The following is a 25,811-nucleotide window of genomic DNA, read 5'->3' as shown; positions in this document are numbered from 1 at the left end:
CGGTGGACCGGCCGTAGATTTCTGGCCATGACCTCAGGGATACTCGCCACCGGCAACCCCGTCCTCCGTATACCCCCCGCCTCCCCGGCGGCCGCCGCCGCGTACTTCGGCGCCTCACTCGCGTTCCACGCCGACGTGTCCGACGTCGCCGCCGCCCTGGAGGCCGGCGGCGACCCCGGATTCGTCGTCCTGGACTCCCGGTCCACCGCGTCCTGGGACCAGGGGCACGTCCCCGGCGCGGTGCACCTGCCGACCGCCCTCGTCGCGGAGCAGGCCGCCGGACTCCTCGACCCGGCCGTCCCCGTGGTCACGTACTGCTGGGGGCCGGGCTGCAACGGCGCCACCCGGGCCGCCCTGGCGCTCGCCGAACTCGGCTACCAGGTCAAGGAGATGCTCGGCGGATTCGAGTACTGGGTGCGAGAGGGGTTCGCGTTCGAGACCTGGGAGGGGCCGGAGCGGCGCGATGCCGACCCCCTCACCGCGCCCGTCGGCGCCGACGACTGCGGGTGCTGAAGGGGGGCCGGCCCCGGGTGCCGTCAGGCCGCGGTGAGGGCTTCGAACAGGCCCTCGCCGTCGTCCCCCGCGGGGAGGCCGCTGACCTGACCGTCACCGACCTCCACCACCCGCCAGGCCCCGTCCTCCCGCAGCGCCATGTCGGTGGTCACCCACCGGCAGCCGAGAGCGCGCACGGCCTCGCCGACGGTGTCGAGGGCGGGAGCCGGGAGCAGGCCGGGCGTGTCCGGATGAGCCGTCACCCGCACCGCCTCGCCGTCCACCCACCACACCCGTGCCTCCCCGCCCGGCACGAACGGTTCGTACGCGCGCAGCACCACACCGCCGGCCAGGAAGTCCCCCTGCAGTTCGACGAACCGGCCTACGACGCGTGCCAGTCGTTCCTCGTCCCCCAGCTCCGGGACGAAGCACGCCTCATCCCATTCGTGCTTACGGGACTTCACGAAGTCCTTGACGATTCCCGGGCCGGAACCGAGACTCCGGGCGAGGCCCGACCACACGGACGGCTCCGGCAGCGCCTCACCGGCGGCCACGGCACGCCAGACGCTGAGGGGGGTGAGTTCGGCGAACACGTCGTACCAGCCGGGGAGTTCATGCGCGGTGCGATAGGCGGAGGCGTCGGTGAGCAGTGAGCAGCCACGGGCGGCGAGGGCGTGCTCCAGCTCCCCGTAGCGGGCGGGCGGAATCATCCAGCCCCGGTACCAGTACGGCCCCGAGTCCCGCGGCACCGGGCCGACGGCCGTCTCCGGGTCCCCGGCGAGCAGCGCGTCGTGGTCGACCAGGACGGTCCGCGCGCCTGCGCGCCGCGCCGCGGACGCCTCCTCGGCGAACGCCGGATCAGGGTGCCGCGGCCGCAGGGGGTCGCGGCAGAACAGGAAGCCGGGCGCAGGCACGTAGACATCATCCTTCAGGCTGTCGGCGGGGGAGGGAGGCGTGCGGGGGCCGGTGGCGCGCACCGGCCCCGCACCGCCGGGATCAGAGCCTGGACAGCTCTTCCACGAGGTCGTCCAGGCCGAGCGACCCCTGCGACAGGGCCGCCATGTGCCAGGCCTTGAGATCGAACGCGTCGCCGTGTGCCTTCCGCGCGTTCTCCCGGCCCAGCAGCCAGGCACGCTCGCCCAGCTTGTAGCCGATGGCCTGCCCCGGCATGGAGAGGTAGCGGGTCAGCTCGCTCTCCACGAAGTCGGCGGGCCGGCCGCTGTGGCTGCCGAAGAACTCCTCGGCCAGAGCCGGCGTCCACCGCTCACCGGGATGGAACGGGGAATCGCCGGGGATCTCCAGCTCCAGATGCATGCCGATGTCGACGATCACCCGGCAGGCGCGCATCATCTGCGCGTCCAGATAGCCGAGGCGGCGCTCGGCGTCGGGCAGGAAGCCCAGTTCGTCCATGAGCCGCTCGGCGTACAGCGCCCAGCCCTCCGCGTTGGCGCTGACCTGGCCGACCGACGCCTGGTAGCGGGAGAGGCTGTCCGCGACGTGCGTCCACTGCGCGATCTGCAGGTGATGGCCGGGCACACCCTCGTGGTACCAGGTGGACACCAGGTCGTACACGGGGAACCGGGTCTCGCCCATGGTGGGGAGCCACGTGCGGCCCGGCCGCGAGAAGTCCTCGGACGGCCCGGTGTAGTATGGAGCCGCGGCACCGCCGGCGGGAGCGATCCGGGACTCCACCTTCCGGACGCGCTCGGCGAGTTCGAAGTGGGTCCCGTCGAGCGCCTCGATGGCCTCGTCCATCAGGCTCTGCAACCAGACACGGACCTCCTCCACGCCCTCGATGTGCTTACCGTGCACGTCGAGATGGGCGAGCGCCTCCCAGGGGCCCGCGCCGGGGAGGATCTTGTCCGCCTCGGTCTTCATCTCGGCCAGCAGCCGGTGGTATTCGGACCAGCCGTAGGCGTACGCCTCGTCGAGATCCAGATCCGTGCCGTTGAACTGGCGTGCCCAGCGGGCGTAGCGCTCGCGGCCCACCGTGTCGGGGGCGCCCTCGATCGCGGGGGCGTAGACATCCCTCATCCAGTCCCGCAGGGCGACCAGGGACGCGGCGGCCTGCCCGGCCGCTTCGTCCAGCTCCGGGCGCAGTGACGCGGGTCCCCCGGCCACGAAGTCCTGGAAGAATCCGGGCCCGCCGTCCTCCCCGGCCCAGGTCCCCAGCTGGCCGATGAACGTCGCGGCCGGACGGGGGCCGCCGTACAGCTTGCGCTCCAGACCGAGGGCGAGCGACGCGCGGTACCCCTCCAGAGCCGCCGGTACCGCCCGCAGCCGGTCCACGACCGCGGCCCAGTCCTCGTCCGTCGCCGTCGGCGTCGCCGAGAACACGTCGCGGAGGCTGTGCGCGGGGGAGTGGATGTTGGAGACGGCCCGCAGTCCCTCCTCGGCCTCGTGGACGGCGAGTTCGGCCGTCAGGCGCTCCCGCAGCAGGCGCGCGCACCGCCTCTCCTCGTCGGTGTCCGCGCCCGGCACCTGCTCGGCGGCGTCGAGTTCACCGAGGGTGCTGCGGATGAGTCCGGCCATGGCGGCCTGGCCGGCGGGCGAGAAATCGGGCAGCCGGCGGGAGCTTTCCGCGACACCGAGATAGGTACCTGTGATCGGGTCGAGTTCGATGTATGCGTCGACGTAGGCGTCGGCGACCTGGCGCGGCAGTGCGCTGCTCGATGTGTCTGACATGTGGGACATCCTCGTACGGAGAAGGCCTCCGCGTCACGGGGAACAGGACTTCGGGATCACACGCCGGTCACCGGCGGCATCAGAGGGCCGCACTCCCACTGCTGGAAGATCAGCCGGGTCTCCACGCGTGCCACCTCGCGGCGTGAGGTGAACTCGTCCAGCACCAGGCGCTGCAGGTCCGTCGGGTCGGCGACGGCCACATGCACCAGATAGTCGTCGGGACCGGTGAGGTGGAAGAACGCCCTGGACTCGGGCAACGCCCTGATCCGTTCGACGAAGGGGCCGATGAGTTCCCTGCGGTGCGGCCGGACCTGAACCAGCAGGAGCGCCTCCAGGCCCCTGCCGAGCCGCGCCGGATCGAGCCGCAGCCGGTGTCCGAGGATCACACCGGACCGGCGCAGCCGTGCCACACGGTCCAGACACGTGGACGGGGCCACTCCGACTTCCGCGGCGAGCTCCCTGTACGTCGTCCGCGCATCGTTCTGCAGCAGCCGCAGAATGTGCAGATCAACCGGATCGAGAACGACGGATTCAGACATCGGGCGAACGTAGCACGGCGTACCGGTGCTCCAGGCCGGTTGCTGTTCAGGCTGGTGACATGGACACCGAAGCCTCCTCGCTGACATCCCGGCCCTCCTTCCGGTCCAGGGCGCTCGCCACCGAAGCCGTGCACGCCGGACGCGACGACCTCGCCTCTCTCGGCCTGCACGCCGCGCCGATCGACCTGTCCACCACCTATCCCTCGTACGACTCCCGGGGCGAGGCCGCGCGCATCGACGCCTTCGCCACCACCGGGGCCAGGCCCGACGGTCCGCCCGTCTACGCACGGCTCGACAACCCGACGACGGGCCGCTTCGAGACCGCACTTGCCCGGCTGGAAGGAGCGGCGGGCGCAGTCGCGTTCGCCAGCGGGATGGCGGCGCTCACCGCTGTCCTGCTGGCCCGCGCGAGCCTGGGGCTGCGTCATGTGGTCGCGGTGCGGCCCCTCTACGGCTGCAGCGACCACCTTCTGAGCGCCGGGCTGCTGGGCACCGAGGTGACCTGGACGGATCCGGCGGGCATCGCCGACGCGATCCGCCCGGACACCGGCCTCGTGATGGTGGAGACGCCCGCCAATCCGACGCTGGCCGAGATCGACATCAGGGCCGTGGCGCACTCCTGCGGCTCCGTGCCGCTCCTCGTCGACAACACCTTCGCCACGCCCGTGCTGCAGCGGCCCCTCGAACACGGGGCCCGGATCGTGCTGCACAGTGCCACCAAGTACCTGGGCGGTCACGGCGATGTGATGGGCGGAGTCGTCGCCTGCGACGAGGAGTTCGCCGCGACCCTGCGGCAGGTGCGGTTCGCCACCGGCGGCGTGCTGCATCCGATGGCCGGCTATCTGCTGCTGCGTGGGCTGTCCACCCTGCCGGTACGGATCCGGGCCGCGTCGGCCTCCGCCGCCGAACTGACCCGCAGGCTCTCGGCCGACCCCCGCGTCGCCCGCGTGCACTACCCGGAGGTGGGCGGCGCGATGGTGTCCTTCGAGGTGTTCGGGGACCCGCACAGGGTCATCGCGGGGGTCCGGCTGATCACGCCCGCCGTGAGCCTCGGCAGCGTGGACACCCTCATCCAGCATCCGGCCTCCATCAGCCACCGCATCGTGGGTGAGGGAGACCGGAGGGCCGCCGGTGTCGGTGACCGTCTGCTGCGCATGTCCGTCGGCCTCGAGGACGTCGAGGACCTCTGGGCGGATCTGTGCCAGGCGCTCAGTGAGGGAAGCGCTGCTCCGCAGGCGGTGCGAACTGCTCGGCAGGAACCGCGGCCAGCCGCGCGGTGATGACCAGGGTGCCTTCCTCGATCTGGTAGTCGAGAGGCAGCGAGAGCGCCCGCATGGCGGCCACCATCCCCGTGTTGTGGGCCTGCGTCACCGCGTAGACGCTCTCGCAGCCCGCCTCGACGGCCAGGGCCACCAGCCGGCCGAGGAGCTCGGAGCCGATGCCGCGGCGCTGCCAGTCGTCCTCGACGAGGAGGGCGACCTCGGTCTCGTCCCCGTCCCAGAGCAGATGGCCGAGCGCCACCAGACGGCCGGAGGCCGTCTGCACGGCGAGTGTGCGGCCGAAACGGGGACTGAGCAGGTGGTCCAGATACCGGTCGGCATCACGGACCGGACCGTGGTAGCGCAGGCCCAGGGTGTGCTCGGAGCAGCGTCCGTGCATGGCGAGGGCCGCGTCGAGGTCACCGCGGTCCGCCCGGCGCACGGTGATCTCGTTGCCCTCCGGCAGGGTGAGGACGTCCTCGCTGCGCGGGACGCGCGGGCCGAGCCGCGCGTCGAGCTCGACCAGCGCACGGGCGCGGGCGAACTCCGTCGGGGTGAAGGGGAGGTAGGGCCGCTCCACGGTGATGGCACCGCCCGACGGATCGCGCAGCCTCATCACGGTCTCCTCGAGGACCCCTTCCACCGGTGCGCTCTCCCCGGTGGGGCGGCCGGTGATGGACAGGGCGGGCAGCGAGTGGATGGTGCACCGGCCCAGGAGCTGGCGCAGGGCCAGCGGGAGTTCGGCCGCGTCCAGCGCGGTGCGGGTGGCGAGGCCCAGAACCCGGGTGGGCGTGTCCACCAGGTCGTGGGCGTCCGCGCGCTCGATCCAGGTGGCGGACCCGCCGGCGGCGGAGATCTCCCGGGTGAGCTGCTGGGCCGGCAGCGACGCGGGCGCCCGCAGCAGGAACTCGTCGACGGTGCCCTCGGCCAGCGGGTGGGTCTGCAGGGTCAGGATGTCGATCCGGTGACGGGCCAGGGCGATGCAGAGGGCGGCCAGGGCACCCGGCGCGTCCCGCACGGTCGTCCGCATCCGCCAGAGCACCGTCTCGGCAGGCTCGTCGGTCTCCACGGCCTCCTCGACGTCGGCGGCGAGACGTCCCGGGCCGGTATCGGTGTCCGGGGGCGGTGCGTGGCTGTGCCGTCGCGCCCACCACGTGTGGAAGGCGGCCGTGGCGACCAGAGCCACGGCCGACGCCATGAGCAGGTAGGGCCCGTCGGGCTGGTGCCCGATCAGGTTGGCGATCGCGTCGGCCACGGCTACGGCCGTGAAGAGGGCGGCCAGCTCGATCAGGTCCCGCCGCCAGTGGTGCGGACGGCGGGCGCTCTTCGCGGATGTCACATCAGTCATGCCTTCACTGTGACCGAACGGTGTTGCCTGATCGCGAACGCATTGTGACTGATGGGTTACGTGTGGATCTGGTCGCCTTCAGCACCTTTTTCGTGTCCTCGTCCTCGCACCGCCGACGAGCCCGTCCGGGCCCCGGTGTCCATCAGGCCGGGGCGCTCACTGCCCGGTGCGTCCGGGCTGCAGCACCTTGCTGAACAGGACCGTGCCTCCCTGCGCCCTAAGCCGCACGGTCAGCTCCCCGCTCCCGCCGTCGATGTCGACCTCTCCGAAGAACTGCGGCTGCTCCATGGGGGAGACGTTCTGCCGGTCGGGGGCCCGGACGAAGACCCGCTCCGGGCCGAACGTCCCGTCCAGCGCGTTGGCGGGGAAGCTGCCCGCGGCCAGCGGGCCCGAGACGAACTCCCAGAACGGCGCGAAGTCCTTGAAGGCCGCGCGCTCGGGGGCGTAGTGCTGGGCGGAGGTGTAGTGCACGTCGGCCGTCAGCCAGACGGTACCGGTGATACGCCGGTGCTTGATGTAGCGCAGCAGCTCCGCGATCTGCAGTTCGCGCCCCAGCGGCGCGCCCGGGTCTCCCTGGGCGACCGCCTCGAAGTCCGTGGCTCCGTCGGGGACCACCAGCCCCAGCGGCATGTCGGCGGCGATCACCTTCCACACCGCACGGGACCGTGACAGCTCGCGCTGGAGCCAGCGCAGCTGCTCGGCGCCGAGGATGCCCTGGGTGTCGTCGGGCTGCCTGCCGGGGGAGTTGGCGTCGCGGAAGGACCGCATGTCCAGCACGAACACATCGAGCAGCGGACCGTGCCGCACGACGCGGTGCATGCGCCGCTCGTCCGGCGATCCCTGGAGCGTCGTGACCGGGAAGTACTCGCGGAACGCCCGCATCGAGCGCGTCGCGAGGACGCCCACGTTCTTCTCCGTGTAGCGGGCGTCGTCGAGGATCTGCCCCGGGTACCAGTTGTTCCGCACCTCGTGGTCGTCCCACTGGATGACGGAGGGGACCTGCGCGTTGAACGCCCGCAGATTGTCGTCGAGCAGGTTGTACCGGAAGTTCCCGCGGTACTCGTCCAGGGTCTCGGCGACCTTCGACTTCTCCGGGGTCGTGATGTTGCGCCAGATTCGTCCGTCGGGCAGCGTCACGCTGGGCTCGATCACTCCGTCGGCATAGATGTTGTCGCCGCTGCAGAGGAAGAAGTCCGGGTCCAGGCGGCGCATTTCGTCGTACACCCGGTAGCCGCCGATGTCGGGGTTGATGCCCCAGCCCTGGCCCGCGATGTCGCCGGACCAGAGGAATCGCACCCCGTCACGCCGGCGCGCAGGTGCCGTGCGGAAGGTTCCGTACACCGGCTTTCCCGTGCGACGCGGGTCGTGCGGGTCCGCGAGCGTGACGCGATAGTGCACCTGCTCGCCGGCCGGCAGGCCGTACAGCGGGGTCGTGCCGGTGAAGTCCGTACGTGCGTCGACCAGCGGGCCGTGCCACGTGCGGGCGCGGCGGAAGGACTCGGTCGCGGAGGTCTCCACCACCATCTGCGCGGGGCGGTCCGAACGGACCCAGACCAGGGCGGACGACGCCGTGACATCACCGACCTGCACGCCCCAGGACGCACTCGGCCGGCCCGACAGCGCGAAGGCGGGAGCCGTAGTGACCGCGGCGGGCACGGCGACCGCCGCCGAGGCCAGGAGCGAGCCACGCAGCACGGTGCGGCGGCCGGGGGCCGGGACGAGGGGACGGTTCGACATCGATGCGCCTCCATGGGCGAGAGGGCTGCCGGGACAGCGGGGGCGTACAGGCTGACTGCATCCCTATGCCTAGTACCTGGTGGCGGCGGGCACGCCAACCACAGATGAACAACCGGTCGGTCCGCCCCTCCGCCCCCGCCCTATGCCCCGACCGCCGGGGCCTGGGGCGTCCGGCCGTGTCGGACCGCCTCGGCCAGGCGCCGGACACCGTGCTCCACGACGGCGGGCGTCAGGTGCGCGTAACCGAGCACCAGACGGACCGTGCTGTCCCGCGCCCCGCCCGCCGTGCAGTCGCTCAGCGGCCGCAGCGCGACGCCGGCGGCCGCGGCCCGTCGCAGGAACTCGTCCTGCGGGCCGAATCGTTCCGGCAGCCGGGCGATGATGTGCAGACCCGCGGAGATCCCGCTGACCTCCGCCCCGGGGAAGTGCCTGGACAGGGCTCCCGTCAGGGCGTCGCGGCGCTCCCGGTACGCGCGCTGACAGCGGCGCAGCTGCCGGTCGTAGCCGCCGCCGGCGACGAAGTCCGCCAGTACCGCCTGGTCGACCGACGGGTTGCCCAGGTCCATCGTGCGCTTGCGGGCGACGATGGAGTCGGTCATCGAGGCGGGGGCGATGAGCCAGCCGAGCCGCAGGCCGGGAGCCAGGGACTTGCTCACCGAGCCGGTGTACACGACATGTTCCGGGTCCAGACCCTGCAGGGCCCCGACCGGCGCCCGGTCGTAGCGGAAGTCGCCGTCGTAGTCGTCCTCCATGATCACGCCCGAGGTGCGCCGGGCCCAGTCGAGCAGTTCGCCGCGCCGCCCGGAGGAGTACGCGATGCCGGTGGGGAACTGGTGAGCCGGGGTCGTGACCACCGCGCGCACACCGGAGCGCAGCAGCGGTTCCGTCGCCAGCCCTTCGTCGTCGAGCGGCAGCGGAAGCGTCCTCAGGCCGGTGGAGGCGAACAACGAGGCGTGCTCGGGGCTGCCGGGATCCTCGACACCGACCGCTGTTTCGCCGCGCTCGCGCAGGACGAACCCCAGCAGGGTCGTGGCCTGGGCCACCCCCGAGCACACCACCAGCCGCTCCGGATCGGCCACCACGCCACGGCGCCTGGTGAGCAGGGAGGCCAGCGCCACGCGCAGCTCCGGCAGGCCGCGCGGATCCGGGTAGCCGAGGGAGCTGTGCGGCAGCCGGTCCAGGACCGTGCGATGAGCCGCCGCCCAGGCGGTCCGCGGGAAGAGCGCGAGGTCCGGGGTGCCCGGACGGAAGTCCACCCGGGGGCCGGGCGCCCGCGGTGACAGATCCCGCGTCCCCTGCGCGGCGGGGCGCACCGCTCCGCTCACCCAGGTGCCCGCGCCCCGGCCGGCGCGGAGGTAACTCTCCGCCGTCAGCTGCTCGTACGCCTCGGTCACCAGGCCGCGCGACACCCCGAGATCGGCGGCGAGCTCACGGCTGGCCGGCAGCCGGGTGCCTGCCGGCAGACGGCCCGAACGCACGGCGTCCCGCAGGGCCGCCTGCAGTGCGCGTCCCCGCCGGCGCGCGGGGGCGGAGGCGGCCGGGAGCAGCAGTTCCCAGGCGGCTGAAGCGGCCCCGCCCCCGTCGGGCGACGCCGGACCGGGCGGTGGATTGGTCCCCGAAGAAGTCATGGAAGTGGACCTTAAACGGGACCGCCACGGTACCTAGCGTCGCCCTCATGAACGCAACTCCCCTGCGCGGGGCCCTCCTCGCGGCCTTCGCCTGCACCCTCGTAGGCGCCTCCTTCACAGCGAACAGCGTCCTCGGCGACTACCCGTACGCAGGCGGGCAGGCAGTGCGGTACGGCCTGGCCGCCCTGCTGCTCCTGCCGTTGCTGCGCTCCGGCGGCGGTCCCCGGCCCGTCGGGGTCCTGAGGACACTCACCCGGGGGCAGTGGGGCCGCCTGGGGGCTCTCGCCGCCATCGGGATGGTCGGCTTCAACCTCGCCGTCCTGGCGGCGGAACGTACGGCCGAACCGGCTGTACCGGGAGTGCTCGTCGGGTGCGCGCCGATCGTCGTCGGCGTCCTCGTACCGGCCTTGGAAGGGCGCCGCCCCGCCCGGGCGGTCCTGTGCGCGGCGGGTCTCGTGGCCGTCGGCGCGTTCACCGTCCAGGGCTGGGGCCGGACCGACCTGGCGGGCGTCCTCTACTCGGTGGGCGCACTCGGTGGTGAGGTCGGCTTCGCGGTACTGGCCGTGCCGGTGCTGCGGCCCCTCGGACCGAAACTGCTGTCGGCGGTCGTGTGCGCCGTGGCGGCCGTGGAATCCGCGGTGCTCGGCTTCCTGCTCGACGGAGGAGACCTCCTGCGGGTGCCCACCGTGGGGGAGGCCCTGGCGTTGCTCTGGCAGGCGGCGGTGGTCACCGTCATCGGCTTCGTGTGCTGGTACAGCGGCATGCGGCGCATCGGGGCCGAGCGGGCCACGCTCTTCTCCGGACTGATCCCCGTATCGGCCGCGCTGACCGCACCGCTGGTCGGTACGGGGACGTACGGCGTGGGTCAGGGCGTGGGAAGCCTTCTGGTGGGTCTGGGGGTCGCGCTGGGCTCAGGCGTTCTGGGACGCGGCGGCACCGGTGCGCCGGCGGCTCGTGTCGAGGATGACGCGCGCGACGGCGGCCGGATCGTCGTTCATCGGGACATGGCCGCAATCCGGAAGCCGCACGAGGCGCGCGTCCGGTATCACGTGCTTGGCCCTGACGCCCTGCCGGCGCAGGAGCAGCCGGTCCTTGTCGCCCCAGGCGATGCTGACGGGGATGTCAGGTACGTCGTCGGTGAACGCGACGGTCAGACCGGCCTCCAGAGTCTGCCGGAAACCGGTGGCCTCGCGCAGGGCGACGGTCTCCGACACGACCGCGCCCGGTGAACGGCGGCCGGGGCGCGCGTAGATGGTGCTGGTCAGTGCGGCCCGGCCGGGTGAGCTCCGCGACAGCCGCTCGATCAGCGGCATCGGCATCGAGAGGGCCGCTCCGCGCATCGCCCGCAGCACCCCGAAGGCGTAGCGGCGCTCGCTCCGGGTCCAGAAACCGGCGGGGGACAGCGCCGTCACCGAACGAACCAGCTTCTCGCGGCCCAACTCCAGGGCCAGCAGGCCTCCCAGAGAGTTCCCGGCCACATGCGGCCGCGCCACACCGATCGCGTCGAAGAACGAGCCGAGTACCGGAACCATGGTCCGCAGGTCATGGTCCAGCCCTTGCGGCAGCGCCGGTGAGGCGCCGAAGCCGGGCAGGTCGACCGCTATGACGTCCCGCTCGGCCGCCAGGATGCGCACGACCGGATCCCACGCCTGACGGTGATGACCGATGCCGTGCAGCAGCACCAACGGTTCGCCCGACCCGGTCCTTTCGTACGACACGTCGACCGTACGCCGGCCGACGGGGGAGCCCACTGCGAACGAGATCGTGTCGGCCATGCTGCTCCTCGGGACGAGCCTGCCGGGGCGGGGCGGGGCGGGGCGGGGCGGGACGGGGCGGAAGGAATGAGACGCCCCGTCAACAATGATTACCGCCGGGTAGCGCGTAGTTCAAGGGGCGAGTGCGATTCCCGCTGGACACCCTCAGGCGCGTCGGCTGGGATGGATGAGTGACTGCCAACACCGTGACCGACCCCTTCGAAGAACACCGGCCCTTCCTCACCGGGGTCGCCTACCGCATGCTCGGCCGCGTCGCCGACGCCGAGGACGTGGTGCAGGAGGCGTGGCTGCGCTGGTCTTCGGCGGAGCGTGAGGATGTGCGGGAGCCGCGAGCCTTTCTCGTCCGTATCACCACGCGTCTGGCCATCGACCGGCTGCGCCACCTGAAGTCCCGGCGCGAGGCGTACGTGGGGCCGTGGCTGCCCGAACCCGTGGTCACCGAATTCGGTCCGGCCGTCCCCGACTCCGCCGAGCGCGTCGTGCTCGCCGACTCCGTGTCCCTCGCCGTGCTGGTCGTCCTCGAGACCCTTTCCCCGCTGGAGCGCGCCGTCTTCGTCCTGCGCGAGGCCTTCGGTTTCCCGTATGCGGAGATCGGCGCCGCTCTCGACCGGTCGGAGGCGGCGGTGCGGCAGCTGGCCGGCCGTGCCAAGCGCCACGTCGAGGAGCGCAAACCGCGCTACGACGTGGACCCGGCCGTGCGGCGCGATCTCACCGAACGCTTCCTCGCCGCCGCTTCGGGCGGGGACCTGGAGCAACTGCTCGCCCTGCTGGCTCCCGACGTGCGCCTCGTCAGCGACAGCGGAGGCAAGGCGAAGGCCCCGCGGCGGATCATCGAGACGGCTGACAAGGTCGGCCGCTTCCTCATCGCGGTGGGCCAGGACCGGTCGGCCGCGACGGAGGTCCGCATCCTGGAACTCAACGGCGGCCCCGCCCTGGTGTTCAGTGTGGAGGGAGAGGTGGACACGGTGTTCCAGGCCGAGGTCGGCGACGGAGTCATCCAGTGCGTCTACGTCATCCGCAATCCGGAGAAACTGGCAGCGGTGCGCGCGGGTTAAGCAGCGCGGGCGGTAGACCCGGCCCGGGGACACACGCGTTCCACCCAGCCCCACGACCCTCACCCGATGGTGTCGGCCGTGGGGCTTCGTGTTGCCTGCGCCCGTCGCCACACGAACGTCCCGTGAACGCTCTGCGGCAGGGGATCGTTTCGCTGTGTCACGGCGCGAGGATTGGTCTTGACCAAGGTGGTTCGCCGTCCTAAGGTCTGAACGATAAGGCAGGAACCTTTAATAAATAACGTCGCGGAATACAAGCCACCGGGCGGATGCGGAGGACAGGGTGGGGACCACGCAGCTGGAATCGGTGCAGGAGCCGAAGTACTGGCACCTCAAGACCGTGCTCAGTGAGGCACTCGACTCGGACTTCGCGGTGGGGGAGGTCCTGCCCAACGAGCGGGACCTCGCGGCGCGCTTCGGCGTAGCCAGGGCCACTCTCCGCCAGGCGCTGGAGCAGCTCGAACTCGAAGGCAGGCTGCAGCGGCGCCGCGGCGTGGGCACCACCGTCGCCCCGCCCCGGGTCGGGGTGGCTGTTGCCACCGCACAGCAGGGCTGGGCGGGCGGCGACACGGACGAGGCGTGGCAGCCCATCGAGTGCGGCACGGACACGGCTCCTGCCGCGGTCGCCGCGCTGCTCGGTACGGACGCCGGGGAACCTGTGCATGTGGTGCGCCGTATCCGGGTCGCCCAGGGGCAGGCCGTGGCGGCCGAACTCCTCTACGTGCCGACGTCGTCCGTGCCCGAGCTGTCGGCCATCGAAGCGCCGTCAGGGCCTGCCCGGGCCCGCAAGGTCCTGCGGGAACTGCACCGCCTCGACCTCGACGGCCAGGACCGCTCGGTCGAACTCGGTTCGGCCCGCGCGGACGACGCGAAGGAGCTCGACCGCCTCCCCGGCGCCCCGGTTCTCGTGGTCACCACCCGGCATTTCGCCGCCGCAGGCACGGCAGCGGTCTCTGTAGCGACATACAGGGCCGACACCTGCCGGCTCACCTTCGGGGATTCCGGCGCGCTGGAGATCAGCCACGACGAGCAGGAGCGCAAAGCCTCCTGACGTTCGGGAGACCTGCCCCGACGTCTCCGGGAGCCTGCTTCCCGGCCAGGGTTCCGTCACGGACTTCCGTTACCGATTTCCGTCACGGACGTCCGTAAGGGGGGCTCGCCCCGGACTTCCGGACAAGGGCCCGCCCCGGACTTCCGGACAAGGGCCCGCCCCGGACGTCCTGCCCGGGTGCAGCGGTCCGATCCCGCTTCTGCACGGCCCGTCGCTGTCAGCGGCGGGCCGTCACCGTTCCTTCCACGGCGAAGAGCTGTTCCTCCACATGGTCCAGGGCCAGCCGCAGCGCGCCCGTGGCGACAGCTGCCTCCCCGAGGAGGGAGAGGGTCACCCGCGGCGGCCGCAGGCAGTAGCGGGCGAGCTCGTCGCGGAGCGGGTCGAGAACACCGTCCAGGCCGGCGGCCCAACCGCCGATGACCACGAGCTCCGGATCGAGCGCCAGCACCAGAGCCGCGACATCGTGCACCAGACGCTGGATGAACCGTGCGACCGCGGCCTGGGCCCCGGCGTCGCCTTGCCTGGCCTTGGCGAAGACCGCGGCGACGGCGTGCTCGTCCAGGGGGTCCAGCGGGGTGTCCGTCGTGGAGAGCAGGTGCTCCGGTGTGACATCACGGCCGAGCAGATGCAGTGCGCCGATCTCACCGGCCGCACCACCGAACCCGCGGTGCAGCCGCCCGCCGATCAGCGACCCGGCGCCCGGGCTCAAGCCCGCCAGGACGAAGACGATGTCGTCCGACTCGGTCGCCGCGCCTTTCCAGTGTTCGGCCACCGCGGCCGCGTTGGCGTCGTTCTCCACCAGGACGGGGCACCGGAAGGAACGCCGCAGTCTCTCGCCGAGCGCGAGACCGGTCCAGTCCGGCAGAGCGGTGCCCAGCCGGACCGTGCCGTCGGCCTCCACGATGCCCGGGCTGCCCACGCCGACCGCGCGCAAGCTGCTCCGCTGCACGCCGGTGCGGCGCAGCACATCGGCGATCATGCCTCTGACCTGGTCGAGTCTGTCATCCGCACACGCCGTTTCGGAGACATCCCGTGAGCCTGCGCCGACGATCCGGCCGTCCAGCCCGGACAGCAGCGCGGAGACCCGGTGCGGGCCTATCTCGATGCCCAGCAGGTACCCGGCCTCGGCACGGAACCTGAATCGCCTGGCAGGTCGGCCCTGGCGCCTGGTTCCGCTCTCGTCAGGCAGTGCCTCCACCACCAGGCCCGCCGCGAAGAGCCCCTCGACGACACCTTCGACCGTGGGGCGCGACAGACCCGTGATGCGGGTCAGGTCCGTGAGCGTGGGCGAATCCGCCCCTCGCAGGGCATGCAGCACCACCGCGGAATTGATCCTCCGCAGCAGAGACGGGTCCCCACCGGTCAGCCTGCCCACCGTGTGTCCTCCCAGGTCGTGCCCCATGTCTGCCGGATCGTACTCGTTGACCCCGACCTCGGCGACCAGCACCCGGAGAGAGACAACCGGAACCGGTCCGGGCCGTGGAAGGGCGCAGCAGGAGCACCGAAGGTCAGCGGGGAGCTACGAAGCCCGACTCGTAGGCTGCGATCACTGCTTGTGTGCGATCCCTGGCACCCAACTTCGCCAGCACGGCGCTGACATGTGACTTCACGGTCTCCACGCCCACGACGAGTTCGGCGGCGATCTCCGCGTTGGACCGGCCCCGTGCCATGAGGCGGAGCACTGCCGCCTCGCGGTCGGTGAGCGCAGCCCGGACCATCGCGTCCCGCGCCTTGCTCGTGCCGTAGTCCGCGGCGAGCTGCCGGACCGCGGCGGGGAACAGCAGCGACTCCCCCTCGGCAACCAGCCTCACCGCGTGAACGATCTCCGCGGGCCGGGCCCGCTTGAGCAGAAACCCGTCCGCCCCTGCCCGCAGAGCCTCGTAGACGTATTCGTCGTTCTCGAACGTGGTCACCACCAAGATCTTCGGCGGATCGGCGACGGTGCGCAGCACCAGCCGGGTCGCCTCGATGCCGTCCATCAGGGGCATACGCACATCCATGGCCACGACGTCGGGCCGGAGGCTGCTGACGAGAGGGATAACGGCCGCACCGTCGGCGGCCTCACCCACCACCTCGATGTCGTCCTGCGCTTCCAGGACCGCGCGGAGCCCCGCGCGCACCAGGGGTTCGTCGTCGACGAGAAGTACGGTGACCGGCATCCGGTCAGCGTATGCGGTCCAGCGGAAGGCTCGCGTGCACGATCCATTCCCCTTCGTGCGGGCCCGTTCTGGCCTGGCCACCCAGCAGGGCGGCCCTTTCCCGTATACCCCGCAGCCCGCTGCCGCTGCTCGGGGCACGGGCCGATGCCGCGAACGGGTTGGCCACCTCCAGCTCCAGCCTCTCCTTCGCCACGGCGATCCTCACCCGTACGGGAACGGCGCCGGCATGACGCAGCACATTGGTGAGCGACTCCTGCAGAATCCGGTAGCCCTCACGGGACACAGGGCCGGGGACCAGATCCAGCGGCCCGGTCATTTCCACGTCCATCTTCACGCCGGAGCCACGGGCCGAATCCAGCAGCCGGTCGGCTTCGACCAGGGTCGGGCGAGCCCCGGCGGGAGGGTCCGACTCCCTCAACACGCGCAGGACACGCTCCAGATCGTCCAGTGCCTGGCGCCCCGTCTCCTCGATGGCGGCGAGGGCCCGCGCGGTGAACTCCGGATTGCCCGCCGTCCTGGCAGCCCCCGCCTGCACGACCGCGACCGTCAGCGCGTGTCCGATCGAATCATGAAGCTCGCGGGCTATGCGGTTCCGCTCCAGAAGCTGCTCGGTGCGCTCCTCCAGAGCGGTCAGCCGCTCCGTCGGCGAGGGCCCCAGCAGCCCGCGGGCGGCTGCGGTGGCCACCTCACCGCACAGGACGACCCATCCGAGAAGTATCAGGACCGGCAGCGGCGCCAGCAGCCCGCACAGCCACCGCACTTCGAGGACGTCCGTCAGCCAGTGCACGCTCGGATGCGCACCCACCGAGACACTGATGAGGTCGAACGTGGTCGTCGACAGCCATACGGTGGCGAAGCCCACCGCCGCCGTGAGCAGCAGCCTGACCTCGAGCCAGGCCACGGTGCGCCAGCGGTCTCCCCACGTGCCCGCGGGTGCGGCGGAGATGGTGGGGTCCGGCCGGCCGCGCTCCCCGGGTGTGAGGAGGAGCTGCGCCTGTATCCCTTCGGCAAGGCGCATCGCGGGCAGCAGCCCGACCGGAACCGCGAAGACGAAGGGCATCGGCACCCACGGAGTGTCGATGGCGATGAACATCCACAGGCTGACGACCGCGGACGGAATGAGGAGATGCAGCCAGCGGCTGTACGTGACGGGCGCGGCCAGCGGCCCGAGGAAGTGGCGCATGCCGCCATCGTCTCAGCGCACGGCTACGGAGGGCTCCCCCGAGCGAGGGAGACGAACCACCCTGGCGGGGGAGGCCGCAGCCGGCGGCAGGCAGCCAGGCTTGGCACATGACCAGCATCGACGTCCACGAACTCACCAAGGACTACGGCCCCACTCGCGCTGTGGACCAGCTCACGTTCAGCGTGAGACCGGGCCGCGTGACAGGCTTTCTCGGGCCCAACGGCGCGGGCAAGTCCACCACCATGCGACTCGTCCTCGGCCTGGACCGGCCCACAGCCGGTACCGCCACCATCGGGGGGCTGCCGTACGCCTCGCTGGGAAGTCCGCTGCGCCGGGTGGGCGCCCTGCTCGACGCCCAGGCAGCCCACGGCTCACGCACCGCGCGCGACCACTTGCTCGCGCTCGCGGTGAGCAACGGCATAGCCGGGAGCAGGGCCGACGAGGTCCTGGAGGAAACGGGCCTCGCAGCGGTCGCGAGACGGAGGATCAAGACGTTCTCCCTCGGAATGCGACAACGCCTCGGGATCGCGGGAGCGCTGCTCGGTGACCCGGACGTGGTGATGCTGGACGAACCGTCGAACGGGCTGGATCCGGAGGGCATCATCTGGATCCGTGAACTGATGCGCACCATGGCCCGAGAGGGCCGCACCGTCCTGGTCTCCAGCCACTTGATGAATGAGACTTCCTCGTTCGCCGACCATCTGATCGTCCTCGGCCGAGGACGGCTCCTCGCGGATCTGCCGATGCAGGAGTTCCTCGAATCCCGCGGCCGGCCCGGGGTCCGGCTCCGCACCACCGATGCCACCCGGCTTTGCGAGGTACTGATCCGCCAGGGATACACGCCGGTGCAGGAGGACGACGGACGCTGGACCGTCGACGGGGCCAAGGCGGAGGAGGTCGGCGCCGCAGCCGCGGACGAAGGCATCCCTCTGCTCGAACTCATCGACCGGCGGCCGACCTTGGAAGAGGCCTACCTCGATCTCACCACGGACGACTCAGAATTCGCGGCGGCCGCATCGCCCGCCCCACGCCCAGGCCGGGAGGTCTGATCATCGTGACGACTCCGGCCACGGCGGTACTGCGCTCCGAATGGATCAAGATCAAATCGGTGCGGTCCGTACTGTTCTCACTGATAGCGGTGTTCGCTGCCACGCTGGCCGTCACGGTGCTCGCGTTTGCCACCGTGGGGCAGACGGAGGCTGACGACGCCGGCCACGATCTGCTGCTCTCGGCCTTCTACGCACTGAACTTCGGCCAGATCGCGGCCATCAGCTTCGGGGCGACGGCTCTGTCCTCCGAGTTCCTGAACGGGGCTCTGCGTATATCCCTGTCGGCCGTCCCCCGACGAGGCATTCTCTACGCCGCGAAGATGTCGGTGGTCGGCGGTCTCGCCCTCGCCATGGGGATGGTCACCAGCTTCGCCACGTTTCTGGTGGGACAGATGTTCATGGGTGAGTACGCCATCGCGCTGGGGGACCCCGGGGCGCTCCGCGCGTCGTTCGGAGGCGGGATCTATCTCGCGCTGATCGCCCTGTTCGCCGCAGGACTGACGGCGTTGCTGCGCAGTGCTGTTGCCGTGCTCAGCACGCTCATCCCCTTCCTGCTGATCGTCTCCTTCGTTGTCGGCGACATCGCGGGGGGCATCGCCCGATATCTGCCTGATCAGGCAGGGCAATTGGTGCTCCACCAGAATCCGGACGGAAGTCTCGGGCCGTGGGCGGGTCTGGCGGTGACCGCGGTATGGGCCGGTACCGCACTGCTCGCCGGCTGGTGGAGACTCCGGACGCGAGACGCCTGAGGGTGCGGTAAGAGGGGGTGCGACAGCCCGGCCAACGAGGTGCCAGGAGGCCGGCTTCCTTCACCTGGGAAAGGCGGGGGAGGGGCGGTCTGACGCCATGTGTCAGTGCGGGGCGGTTTACTGACGGTATGACCACCGCACATCATCTCCGCCTCATCGACGGGATGCGCACCAGGGACTTCCCCCTGCAGCGCGTCCCGACGGGCTCGGGAATCAGCGGACCTGGCTACCACACAGCGCTCCTCCTCAGCGAGGACGACCACGGAGACGGGGACGAGGCGGACCGCCTCGAACTCCGCGCGCAATGCCTGGCGGAACACGACGCCCTGCTCGCACTGCTCACCGTGCGCTGGGGGGAACCGCAGCTCGTCAGCCTGTGGAGCGCGCAGGAACGGATGATGGCGGGGGAGGTGATACCCGAGCCCTGGGCCGACCCCGTCGCGAGTTGTGAGCATCTTCAGCTGTGGCGCGCGGAAGACCGGTGGATCGCCGTCCTGCTCCATCTGGAGGACGACGGACCGGGCTGCGAGTTGGGCGTACTGGTCACGGTGGTCGACCCGCCCTGACCCATCTGCGAAGCTGCAAGCGCGCTGTCCGTACGCGCCCGCATGTCGCCCGCGTGCCCGTGGCGTACGGCGCGGAAGCCGGCGCCCGCGCACGAAGCCCTGTCACGTGACTCGCCACGGGCCCGTCGCGTGCCTGCTACGAGCCGTCCTGCTCAGCCGCCGCCGACAGGCGGGCGTACTCGTCCGCCATGGTGCGCACGGTCCAGTGTGCGTTCAGGCCGCTCGGGTTGGGCAGCGCCCAGACGCGCGCGCCGCCGATGGTCCGCTCCTGCGGGCCGATCCGGGCACGACGGTCGCCGAAGGCCGAGCGGTAAGCGGTCACCCCGACCACGGCCAGCCACAACGGGCCCAGCGCTTCCACCTTGGCCGACAGCACTTCTCCGCCCGCACGGAATTCTTCCGGCCTCAGCTCGTCCGCCCGTGCGGTGGCTCTGGACACCACATTGGTGATGCCCAGGCCGTAGCCCAGCAGCTGATCCTGTTCCGACGGTTTCAGTTGCCTGGGTGTGAAACCCGACAGATGCAGCACCGGCCAGAACCGATTGCCGGGATGAGCGAAATGGTGCCCCGTAGCCGCGGTCATCAGACTCGGGTTGATTCCGCAGAACAGCACACGCAGACCGCCCGCGACCACATCGGGTACGACGCGGTCGCGGGCGGCGAGCAGCTCATCGGGTGTCATACGGCTGTGGAGCCGGCCGTCAGAGAATGGAGCCGGGGGTGTACGCCGCGGCCTCCGGGTGCTGCTTGGCGATCTCCTCGATCCTGGACACCAGAACGGCGACCTGATCGCCCGCCGCGCCGGTGAACGAGAGCTTGTCCGCCATGAGCGCGTCGAGCTCACCGCGGTCGAGCGGGATGCGATCGTCGGCGGCCAGCTTGTCCAGCAGCTCGTTGCGCTCCGCGCCCTGCTCCCGCATGGCGAGAGCCGAGGCGACCGCGTTCTCCTTGATGGCCTCGTGCGCGACCTCGCGGCCGACCCCCGCCCGCACCGAGCCCATCAGCACCTTGGTCGTGGCGAGGAAGGGGAGGTAGCGGTCCAGCTCACGCGCGACGACCGCGGGGAACGCGCCGAACTCGTCGAGCACGGTGAGGAACGTCTCCAGCAGACCGTCGAATGCGAAGAAGGCATCCGGCAGCGCGACCCGGCGGACCACGGAACAGGACACGTCGCCCTCGTTCCACTGGTCGCCCGCCAGCTCGCCCGTCATCGACGCGTAGCCACGCAGGATCACCATCAGCCCGTTGACCCGCTCGCAGGAGCGCGTGTTCATCTTGTGCGGCATCGCCGACGAGCCGACCTGGCCCGGCTTGAAGCCCTCCGTCACCAACTCGTGTCCGGCCATCAGCCGGATGGTCTTGGCGACCGAGGACGGCGCGGCCGCCAGCTGCACCAGCGCGGTGACCACGTCGTAATCGAGGGAACGGGGATAGACCTGGCCGACGGAGGTGAAGGCGTGCGCGAAACCGAGGTGACCGGCGACGCGCTGCTCCAGGTCGGCGAGCTTGCTCGCGTCTCCGCCCAGCAGGTCCAGCATGTCCTGCGCCGTCCCGACGGGGCCCTTGATGCCGCGCAGCGGGTAGCGGCCCAGCAGGTCCTCCAGGCGTCCGTACGCCACGAGCAGCTCGTCCGCGGCGGTGGCGAAGCGCTTGCCGAGCGTGGTCGCCTGCGCGGCGACGTTGTGCGAGCGCCCCGCGATGACCAGCTCGCTGTACTCCGCCGCCAGCTTGCCCAGCCGCGCCAGAACCGCCACCGTGCGGTCGCGCATCAGCTCCAGCGAGAGCCGGATCTGCAGCTGCTCGACGTTCTCGGTGAGGTCACGGGAGGTCATGCCCTTGTGGACCTGCTCATGGCCGGCGAGAGCGTTGAACTCCTCGATCCGCGCCTTCACGTCATGCCGGGTGACCTTCTCGCGCTCGGCGATCGAGGCGAGGTCGACCTGGTCGATCACGCGCTCGTAGTCGGCCACGGCCGCGTCGGGTACCTCGATCCCGAGGTCCTTCTGAGCGCGCAGCACCGCCAGCCACAGCTGGCGTTCCAGCTTCACCTTCTGCTCGGGGGACCAGAGGACGGCCAGCTCCGTAGAGGCATAGCGGCCGGCCAGGACATTGGGGATGCGAGGCTTCGCAGACACAGCAGTCACGTGTCCGGATTCTACTGGCGGTTTCTGCAGGTCCGCGCCGCGGGCCGGTATGTGGCTTCCTACGAGGACGGAACCGGTCGCCGGTCCGCCGGCTTTTCAGGGCTTGGCGGCCACGAAGCCCCACTGGTCCACGGGCTCACCCGCCGGAGGCTCCTCGGGGCGCCACAGGCTGATCGACCCGAATCCGGGTTCGACGAGATCGAGCCCGTCCGCGAAGGAACGCACGATCTCCTTGGGGCGCGAGATGTACGGCATGGCACCACCGTCGGCGTACTCGTTCGAAGCCGCCCGGGTCTCCTCGGTCTCGATGGTGTCGCACAGCATCAGGAAGCTTCCCGCGGGGACCGCGTCGAGGTAGCCGCGCAGGAGGGCGGCAGCCTCACCCGGGTCGGCGATGTGTCCCAAGGTGGAGAGCACCATCAGCGCCACCGGCTGCCGGAGATCCAGGGTCCGGGCGGCCTCCCGAAGCACGGCGTCCGTGTCCCTGAGATCCGCGTGCACGTAGTTCGTGGCGCCCTCGGGGCTGCTTGTCAGCAGTGCGCGTGCGTGCGCCAGCACGATCGGGTCGTGGTCCACGTACACCACGCGCGACGCCGGTGCGACAGCCTGCGCGACCTCGTGCGTCGCGTTCGCGGTCGGCAGGCCGGTGCCGAGATCGAGGAACTGCCGGATCCCCGCCTCCTCGGCCAGATGACGCACCGCCCGGGCCTGGAAGCGGCGGGAAGCCCGGGCGATGTCGATGATCTGCGGATAGAGCTCTTCCATCGTCGCGCCGAGCCGACGGTCCACTTCGTAGTTGTCCTTGCCGCCCAGCCAGTAGTTCCAGACCCGTGCCGAGTGAGGCGTGCCGGTGTCGATCCCGTCCGCCGGTTCCTGGACGTCCGGTACGCCGCTCATGGGCACTCCCCGCTCCGGCGCCCAGGGTGTTCCTGCGCGCTGAACGCCCATGCTGCCCCACCGGTCACATACGCAACAGGAACAACTGCGCCAACCGGTCAGCAGTCCAGGCGGCGTGAACCGGCCAGCCGTCCACTCGACGCCGACCGGTCAGCCGTCCAGCCGGCGCCAGCCGGTCACCGGCCCCGGGCTCACCGGGTCCGCGGGAGTGATCCAGTACGCCCTGCCCAGCTCCGAGTCGAACTGCGCCCCTGCCCGGCCGTCCCCGGACGAGCGCCCGGTGAGGCGCCGTCCGATCCAGGGCATCAGATGGTGCCGGGCGAACCGTACGTCGTCGATCCTCCGCTGCGCCCACCGCGCGGGCGCGGACACCGGCATCGGGGTCTGCCAGTCGCTCTCCGCAGGCAGCCCCAGCGTCTGCCAGACCGCCTCCGCGACCCTGCGGTGCCCCTCGGCCGTCAGATGCAGCCGGTCCACGTCCCACATCCGCGGATCTCCCAGCGACGGCGCTCCGTACAGGTCGGTCACCACCGCGCCATGGCGCTCGGCCAAGTCGCCGACCAGCGAGAACAGCTCCTCCATACGCGGACGGAAGCGTTCCATCACCGGACCGTTCCGGCCCGGGCTGCGCATCAGCACCAAGGTCTTGCACGCCGGCGCGAGTCGCTCCACCGCCTCCTCCAGCCGGCCGCGGACCATGCCCATGTCGCACTTCGGCCGCAAGGTGTCGTTGAGCCCGCCGACGAGCGTGATCACATCCGGCTGCAGTGCGGCGGCGACCGCGACCTGCTCGTCCACGATCTGGCCGATGAGCTTTCCCCGTACGGCGAGATTGGCGTACCGGAAGCCGGGCGCGCGTGCCGCGAGACGGGCGGCGAGGACGTCGGCCCAGCCGCGGTAGGACCCGTCGGGGAGCAGATCCGACATGCCCTCGGTGAACGAGTCGCCGACCGCGACAAGACTGGTGTAGGAGGCATTCAATTCCATGGCGCTGCCGATCGTACCGCGACCCCGGCCTCTCACCAGGGGCCGCAGGAGCACGGAAGAGGGGCGCGGCCGCAGCCCCGCCCCTCCCCGTGCCGTCACCCGACGCCGACGCGACCGTCAGCGGGGCTGCGGCCTGCCCACCAGCTCACGGAGTACGTCCTCCATCGTGATCATGCCGGCCAGCCGGCCGTCCTCGTCGAGCACGGCCGCCAGATGCGTACGGCTGCGCCGCAGCGCGGTCAGCACGTCGTCCAGAGGCGTCGCCGCACGCACCCGGGCGATCGGCCGCAGAGCCGTCACCGGGAAGGGCACATCGCGCGGCGTGGCGTCCAGAGCGTCCTTCACGTGGAGGTACCCGATGATGCGCTGCTCGCTGTCCATCACGGGGAAGCGCGAGAAGCCGGATTCGTGGGAGAGCCGCTCCAGCTCCTCCGGGGTCGTGCCGACCCTGGTGTAGAGCACCCGGTCGACAGGGAGGAGCACGTCCTGGACCGGGCGCCGGCCCAGTTCCAGCGCGTGGCGCAGACGGTCGGCCGAGCGGTCGTCGACGAGCCCGGAATCCTCGGCGTCCTTGACGAGGCGCGCCAGTTCGTCGTCGGAGAAGGTCGCGGAGACCTCGTCCTTGGTCTCCACCCGCAGCAGCTTGAGCAGCGCGTTCGCGAAGGCGTTGATCGCGAAGATCACCGGCTTCAGCGCCCTCGCGAGCGTGACCAGCGGCGGTCCGAGCAGCAGCGCCGTGCGGACCGGCTCGGCCAGCGCGATGTTCTTCGGCACCATCTCGCCCAGCAGCATGTGCAGATACGTCGCCACGGCCAGGGCGATGACGAACGAGATCGGGTGAACCAGCCCGTGCGGCACCCCCACCCCGTCGAAGACGGGCTCCAGCAGATGGGCGATGGCGGGCTCGGCGACGATGCCCAGCACCAGGGTGCAGAGCGTGATGCCCAGCTGCGCCGCGGCGAGGAGCGCCGACACGTGCTCGAGCCCCCAGATGACACTGCGGGCCCGCCGGTTCCCGGCTTCGGCCTCGGGCTCGATCTGACTGCGGCGTACGGAGATCAGCGCGAACTCCGCGCCGACGAAGAAGGCGTTGACGACCAGGGTCAGCAGGCCGATGAAGAGCTGGACGGCGATCATCGTTCGTCCTCCGCCGTCTCGTCGCTGCCGGGCAGCGGGGCGTGCAGCAGCGCACGCGCGGCGCGATGCCCCGAAGCGTCCACCACGTCGATGCGCCACCCGGCGAGCTCGACGGTGTCGCCGACCACCGGGATGCGGCCCACCTCCGTCGCGATCAGACCGGCCAGTGTCTCGTACGGTCCGTCCGGCACCCGCAGCCCGATCGTGCGGAGCTGGTCCGTGCGGGCCGCTCCGTCGGCGGACCACAGGGTGCGTCCGTCCGCGTCCTCGCCCGCGGCGGCCAGGTCGGGGGTCTCGTGCGGGTCGTGCTCGTCCCGCACCTCGCCGACCACTTCCTCCACGATGTCCTCCAGCGTCACGACTCCCGCCGTGCCGCCGTACTCGTCGATGACGACGGCCATGGCCAGCTTTCCGGAGAGCCGGTCCAGCAGGCGGTCGACGGTGAGTGTCTCCGGCACGAGCAGTGGTTCGCGCAGCATGTCGGACACCCGCTTACGGGGCCGCTGGTCCGCGGGTACGGCCAGCACGTCCTTGATGTGGGCGACGCCGACGACCGTGTCCAGGCTGCCCCGGTAGACGGGGAACCGGGACAGGCCGGTCGCCCGGGTGGCGTTCGCGACGTCCTCGGCGGTTGCCTGGACCTCGAGGGCGGTGACCTGGACGCGGGGGGTCATCACATTCTCCGCGGTCAGTTCGGACAGGTTGAGGGTGCGTACGAAGAGTTCGGCGGTGTCCGCCTCCAGCGCGCCCTCCTTGGCGGAGTGGCGCGCCAGGGCCACCAGTTCCTGCGGGCTGCGGGCCGAGGCCAGCTCCTCGGCCGGCTCGAGGCCGAAGCGCCGCACGATCCGGTTGGCGGTGTTGTTGAGGTGGCTGATGAAGGGCCGGAAGACCGCCGTGAACGCGCGCTGCGGCGCTGCGACCGTCCGGGCGACGGCCAGGGGGGAGGAGATCGCCCAGTTCTTCGGGACGAGCTCACCGACCACCATCAGGACGACGGTGGACAGCGCCGTGCCGATGACGAGCGCCAGCGAGGAGGACACACCGGGCGACAGCCCCGTCGCTTCCACCGGCCCCCTGATCAGCTTGGAGATGGACGGCTCGGAGAGCATGCCCACGATCAGGTTGGTGACGGTGATGCCGAGCTGTGCGCCGGAGAGCTGGTAGGTGAGGCTGCGTACGGCCTTGAGTGCTCCGGCCGCACCCCGGTCCCCTCGCTCGACGGCCCGTTCGAGATCGCCGCGCTCCACGGTGGTCAGGGAGAACTCAGCCGCCACGAACGCTCCGCAGGCGAGGGAGAGCAGCACCGCCACGAGGAGCAGGAGCACTTCGGTCATCGGTTCACCTCCGTCCCATGATCGGGCAGGGGCGGAAGGT

General features: G+C 71.2%; 24 protein-coding genes and 1 pseudogene. 9 read left to right on the top strand and 16 right to left on the bottom strand.

Features of this window, described 5'->3' with window-relative positions; all coding sequences use genetic code 11:
* The first annotated feature begins 27 nt into the window (after positions 1–27).
* Positions 28–513 (top strand): rhodanese-like domain-containing protein, encoded by a 486-nt coding sequence (locus ACIP63_RS18310; protein ID WP_401516714.1) that lies wholly within the window; start codon positions 28–30, stop codon positions 511–513.
* 23 nt (positions 514–536) lie between these two features.
* Here ACIP63_RS18310 and ACIP63_RS18305 read toward each other — a convergent pair whose 3' ends face one another.
* The 3 genes from ACIP63_RS18305 to ACIP63_RS18295 form a co-directional block, all read right to left on the bottom strand.
* Positions 537–1,406 carry an ATP-grasp domain-containing protein gene (locus tag ACIP63_RS18305; protein WP_401516712.1) on the bottom strand — a complete coding sequence of 290 codons (870 nt, stop codon included), beginning with the start codon at positions 1,404–1,406 and terminating at the stop codon, positions 537–539.
* Positions 1,407–1,488: 82 nt separating this feature from the next.
* Entirely contained in the window at positions 1,489–3,177 is a 1,689-nt protein-coding gene (locus ACIP63_RS18300; protein ID WP_401516711.1) for a DUF885 domain-containing protein, read from the bottom strand.
* Between the two features lie 56 nt (positions 3,178–3,233).
* Positions 3,234–3,716 carry an Lrp/AsnC family transcriptional regulator gene (locus ACIP63_RS18295; RefSeq protein WP_401516709.1) on the bottom strand — a complete coding sequence of 161 codons (483 nt, stop codon included), beginning with the start codon at positions 3,714–3,716 and terminating at the stop codon, positions 3,234–3,236.
* A gap of 59 nt (positions 3,717–3,775) precedes the next feature.
* On the opposite strand from ACIP63_RS18295, the gene ACIP63_RS18290 reads away from it, so the two are divergent.
* Entirely contained in the window at positions 3,776–4,996 is a 1,221-nt protein-coding gene (locus ACIP63_RS18290; protein ID WP_401516707.1) for a trans-sulfuration enzyme family protein, read from the top strand.
* Here the strand turns inward: ACIP63_RS18290 and ACIP63_RS18285 are convergent.
* The 3 genes from ACIP63_RS18285 to ACIP63_RS18275 all read right to left on the bottom strand — a co-directional run bounded on the left by ACIP63_RS18285 (position 4,926) and on the right by ACIP63_RS18275 (position 9,688).
* Complete coding sequence (locus ACIP63_RS18285; RefSeq protein WP_401516705.1) at positions 4,926–6,323, bottom strand: GNAT family N-acetyltransferase; 1,398 nt, start codon at positions 6,321–6,323, stop codon at positions 4,926–4,928. The genes ACIP63_RS18290 and ACIP63_RS18285 overlap by 71 nt on opposite strands.
* Before the next feature lie 156 nt (positions 6,324–6,479).
* On the bottom strand, positions 6,480–8,060 hold the full coding sequence (locus tag ACIP63_RS18280) for an alkaline phosphatase D family protein (RefSeq protein ID WP_401516703.1): 1,581 nt from the start codon (positions 8,058–8,060) through the stop codon (positions 6,480–6,482).
* Between the two features lie 140 nt (positions 8,061–8,200).
* A complete protein-coding gene (locus ACIP63_RS18275; RefSeq protein ID WP_401516701.1) occupies positions 8,201–9,688 on the bottom strand; it encodes a PLP-dependent aminotransferase family protein in 1,488 nt (495 codons plus the stop codon).
* A 47-nt stretch (positions 9,689–9,735) separates the two neighbouring features.
* Between ACIP63_RS18275 and ACIP63_RS18270 the strand changes: the two are divergent.
* Positions 9,736–10,536, top strand: a pseudogene (locus tag ACIP63_RS18270) (EamA family transporter); the annotation flags it as partial.
* A gap of 63 nt (positions 10,537–10,599) precedes the next feature.
* Here the strand turns inward: ACIP63_RS18270 and ACIP63_RS18265 are convergent.
* On the bottom strand, positions 10,600–11,406 hold the full coding sequence (locus tag ACIP63_RS18265) for an alpha/beta fold hydrolase (RefSeq protein WP_401516945.1): 807 nt from the start codon (positions 11,404–11,406) through the stop codon (positions 10,600–10,602).
* Here ACIP63_RS18265 and ACIP63_RS18260 point away from each other — a divergent pair.
* From ACIP63_RS18260 to ACIP63_RS18250, 3 genes are all read left to right on the top strand, one after another.
* Positions 11,354–11,533, top strand: a complete 180-nt coding sequence (locus ACIP63_RS18260; RefSeq protein WP_401516957.1) for a hypothetical protein — start codon at positions 11,354–11,356, stop codon at positions 11,531–11,533. The two genes, ACIP63_RS18265 and ACIP63_RS18260, sit on opposite strands and share 53 nt — an antisense overlap.
* A gap of 100 nt (positions 11,534–11,633) precedes the next feature.
* Complete coding sequence (locus ACIP63_RS18255) at positions 11,634–12,518, top strand: RNA polymerase sigma-70 factor (protein WP_401516700.1); 885 nt, start codon at positions 11,634–11,636, stop codon at positions 12,516–12,518.
* A 280-nt stretch (positions 12,519–12,798) separates the two neighbouring features.
* Positions 12,799–13,566: a GntR family transcriptional regulator gene (locus ACIP63_RS18250; protein ID WP_401516698.1), complete on the top strand. Its 768-nt coding sequence runs from the start codon at positions 12,799–12,801 to the stop codon at positions 13,564–13,566.
* Between the two features lie 217 nt (positions 13,567–13,783).
* Here the strand turns inward: ACIP63_RS18250 and ACIP63_RS18245 are convergent, their stop codons facing one another.
* The 3 genes from ACIP63_RS18245 to ACIP63_RS18235 all read right to left on the bottom strand — a co-directional run bounded on the left by ACIP63_RS18245 (position 13,784) and on the right by ACIP63_RS18235 (position 16,908).
* Positions 13,784–14,941, bottom strand: a complete 1,158-nt coding sequence (locus ACIP63_RS18245; protein ID WP_401516943.1) for an ROK family protein — start codon at positions 14,939–14,941, stop codon at positions 13,784–13,786.
* Positions 14,942–15,074: 133 nt separating this feature from the next.
* Positions 15,075–15,725 carry a response regulator transcription factor gene (locus tag ACIP63_RS18240; protein WP_362927793.1) on the bottom strand — a complete coding sequence of 217 codons (651 nt, stop codon included), beginning with the start codon at positions 15,723–15,725 and terminating at the stop codon, positions 15,075–15,077.
* Between the two features lie 4 nt (positions 15,726–15,729).
* A complete protein-coding gene (locus ACIP63_RS18235) occupies positions 15,730–16,908 on the bottom strand; it encodes a sensor histidine kinase (protein WP_401516696.1) in 1,179 nt (392 codons plus the stop codon).
* A gap of 107 nt (positions 16,909–17,015) precedes the next feature.
* Here ACIP63_RS18235 and ACIP63_RS18230 point away from each other — a divergent pair, with 107 nt between their 5' ends.
* The 3 genes from ACIP63_RS18230 to ACIP63_RS18220 all read left to right on the top strand — a co-directional run bounded on the left by ACIP63_RS18230 (position 17,016) and on the right by ACIP63_RS18220 (position 19,272).
* Positions 17,016–17,957: an ABC transporter ATP-binding protein gene (locus ACIP63_RS18230; RefSeq protein ID WP_401516694.1), complete on the top strand. Its 942-nt coding sequence runs from the start codon at positions 17,016–17,018 to the stop codon at positions 17,955–17,957.
* A gap of 5 nt (positions 17,958–17,962) precedes the next feature.
* Complete coding sequence (locus tag ACIP63_RS18225) at positions 17,963–18,706, top strand: ABC transporter permease (protein WP_401516692.1); 744 nt, start codon at positions 17,963–17,965, stop codon at positions 18,704–18,706.
* Positions 18,707–18,834: 128 nt separating this feature from the next.
* A complete protein-coding gene (locus tag ACIP63_RS18220) occupies positions 18,835–19,272 on the top strand; it encodes a hypothetical protein (protein WP_401516690.1) in 438 nt (145 codons plus the stop codon).
* 136 nt (positions 19,273–19,408) lie between these two features.
* Here ACIP63_RS18220 and mug read toward each other — a convergent pair whose 3' ends face one another.
* The 6 genes from mug to ACIP63_RS18190 all read right to left on the bottom strand — a co-directional run bounded on the left by mug (position 19,409) and on the right by ACIP63_RS18190 (position 25,771).
* Positions 19,409–19,954: a G/U mismatch-specific DNA glycosylase gene (mug, locus tag ACIP63_RS18215; RefSeq protein ID WP_401516688.1), complete on the bottom strand. Its 546-nt coding sequence runs from the start codon at positions 19,952–19,954 to the stop codon at positions 19,409–19,411.
* Between the two features lie 19 nt (positions 19,955–19,973).
* Positions 19,974–21,416: an adenylosuccinate lyase gene (gene purB / locus ACIP63_RS18210; RefSeq protein WP_401516686.1), complete on the bottom strand. Its 1,443-nt coding sequence runs from the start codon at positions 21,414–21,416 to the stop codon at positions 19,974–19,976.
* Between the two features lie 96 nt (positions 21,417–21,512).
* Entirely contained in the window at positions 21,513–22,313 is an 801-nt protein-coding gene (locus ACIP63_RS18205) for an SAM-dependent methyltransferase (RefSeq protein WP_401516684.1), read from the bottom strand.
* Between the two features lie 150 nt (positions 22,314–22,463).
* Positions 22,464–23,300, bottom strand: coding sequence for an SGNH/GDSL hydrolase family protein (locus ACIP63_RS18200; protein ID WP_401516682.1), 837 nt, complete (start codon positions 23,298–23,300; stop codon positions 22,464–22,466).
* Between the two features lie 117 nt (positions 23,301–23,417).
* A complete protein-coding gene (locus ACIP63_RS18195) occupies positions 23,418–24,437 on the bottom strand; it encodes a hemolysin family protein (RefSeq protein ID WP_401516681.1) in 1,020 nt (339 codons plus the stop codon).
* Complete coding sequence (locus tag ACIP63_RS18190; RefSeq protein WP_401516679.1) at positions 24,434–25,771, bottom strand: hemolysin family protein; 1,338 nt, start codon at positions 25,769–25,771, stop codon at positions 24,434–24,436. The genes ACIP63_RS18195 and ACIP63_RS18190 overlap by 4 nt, the downstream gene beginning before the upstream one ends.
* Between the last annotated feature and the right edge of the window lie 40 nt (positions 25,772–25,811).

This window comes from Streptomyces sp. NPDC088746, assembly GCF_044751065.1.
Taxonomy (GTDB): Bacteria; Actinomycetota; Actinomycetes; order Streptomycetales; family Streptomycetaceae; genus Streptomyces.
Note: the sequence above shows the minus strand (reverse complement) of the source record. Positions and strands in the feature narration are given on the sequence as shown.

Bases quoted from the DNA above. Each gene is read 5' to 3' on its own strand.
- ACIP63_RS18300 (WP_401516711.1), bottom strand. From the start codon at position 3,177: ATGTCAGACACATCGAGCAGCGCACTGCCGCGCCAGGTCGCCGACGCC.
- ACIP63_RS18260 (WP_401516957.1), top strand. From the start codon at position 11,354: ATGCCGTGCAGCAGCACCAACGGTTCGCCCGACCCGGTCCTTTCGTAC.
- ACIP63_RS18295 (WP_401516709.1), bottom strand. From the start codon at position 3,716: ATGTCTGAATCCGTCGTTCTCGATCCGGTTGATCTGCACATTCTGCGG.
- ACIP63_RS18195 (WP_401516681.1), bottom strand. From the start codon at position 24,437: ATGATCGCCGTCCAGCTCTTCATCGGCCTGCTGACCCTGGTCGTCAAC.
- ACIP63_RS18230 (WP_401516694.1), top strand. From the start codon at position 17,016: ATGACCAGCATCGACGTCCACGAACTCACCAAGGACTACGGCCCCACT.
- ACIP63_RS18200 (WP_401516682.1), bottom strand. From the start codon at position 23,300: ATGGAATTGAATGCCTCCTACACCAGTCTTGTCGCGGTCGGCGACTCG.
- ACIP63_RS18275 (WP_401516701.1), bottom strand. From the start codon at position 9,688: ATGACTTCTTCGGGGACCAATCCACCGCCCGGTCCGGCGTCGCCCGAC.
- ACIP63_RS18280 (WP_401516703.1), bottom strand. From the start codon at position 8,060: ATGTCGAACCGTCCCCTCGTCCCGGCCCCCGGCCGCCGCACCGTGCTG.
- mug (WP_401516688.1), bottom strand. From the start codon at position 19,954: ATGACACCCGATGAGCTGCTCGCCGCCCGCGACCGCGTCGTACCCGAT.
- ACIP63_RS18240 (WP_362927793.1), bottom strand. From the start codon at position 15,725: ATGCCGGTCACCGTACTTCTCGTCGACGACGAACCCCTGGTGCGCGCG.
- ACIP63_RS18190 (WP_401516679.1), bottom strand. From the start codon at position 25,771: ATGACCGAAGTGCTCCTGCTCCTCGTGGCGGTGCTGCTCTCCCTCGCC.
- ACIP63_RS18220 (WP_401516690.1), top strand. From the start codon at position 18,835: ATGACCACCGCACATCATCTCCGCCTCATCGACGGGATGCGCACCAGG.
- ACIP63_RS18235 (WP_401516696.1), bottom strand. From the start codon at position 16,908: ATGCGCCACTTCCTCGGGCCGCTGGCCGCGCCCGTCACGTACAGCCGC.
- ACIP63_RS18285 (WP_401516705.1), bottom strand. From the start codon at position 6,323: ATGACTGATGTGACATCCGCGAAGAGCGCCCGCCGTCCGCACCACTGG.
- ACIP63_RS18205 (WP_401516684.1), bottom strand. From the start codon at position 22,313: ATGAGCGGCGTACCGGACGTCCAGGAACCGGCGGACGGGATCGACACC.
- ACIP63_RS18290 (WP_401516707.1), top strand. From the start codon at position 3,776: ATGGACACCGAAGCCTCCTCGCTGACATCCCGGCCCTCCTTCCGGTCC.
- ACIP63_RS18310 (WP_401516714.1), top strand. From the start codon at position 28: ATGACCTCAGGGATACTCGCCACCGGCAACCCCGTCCTCCGTATACCC.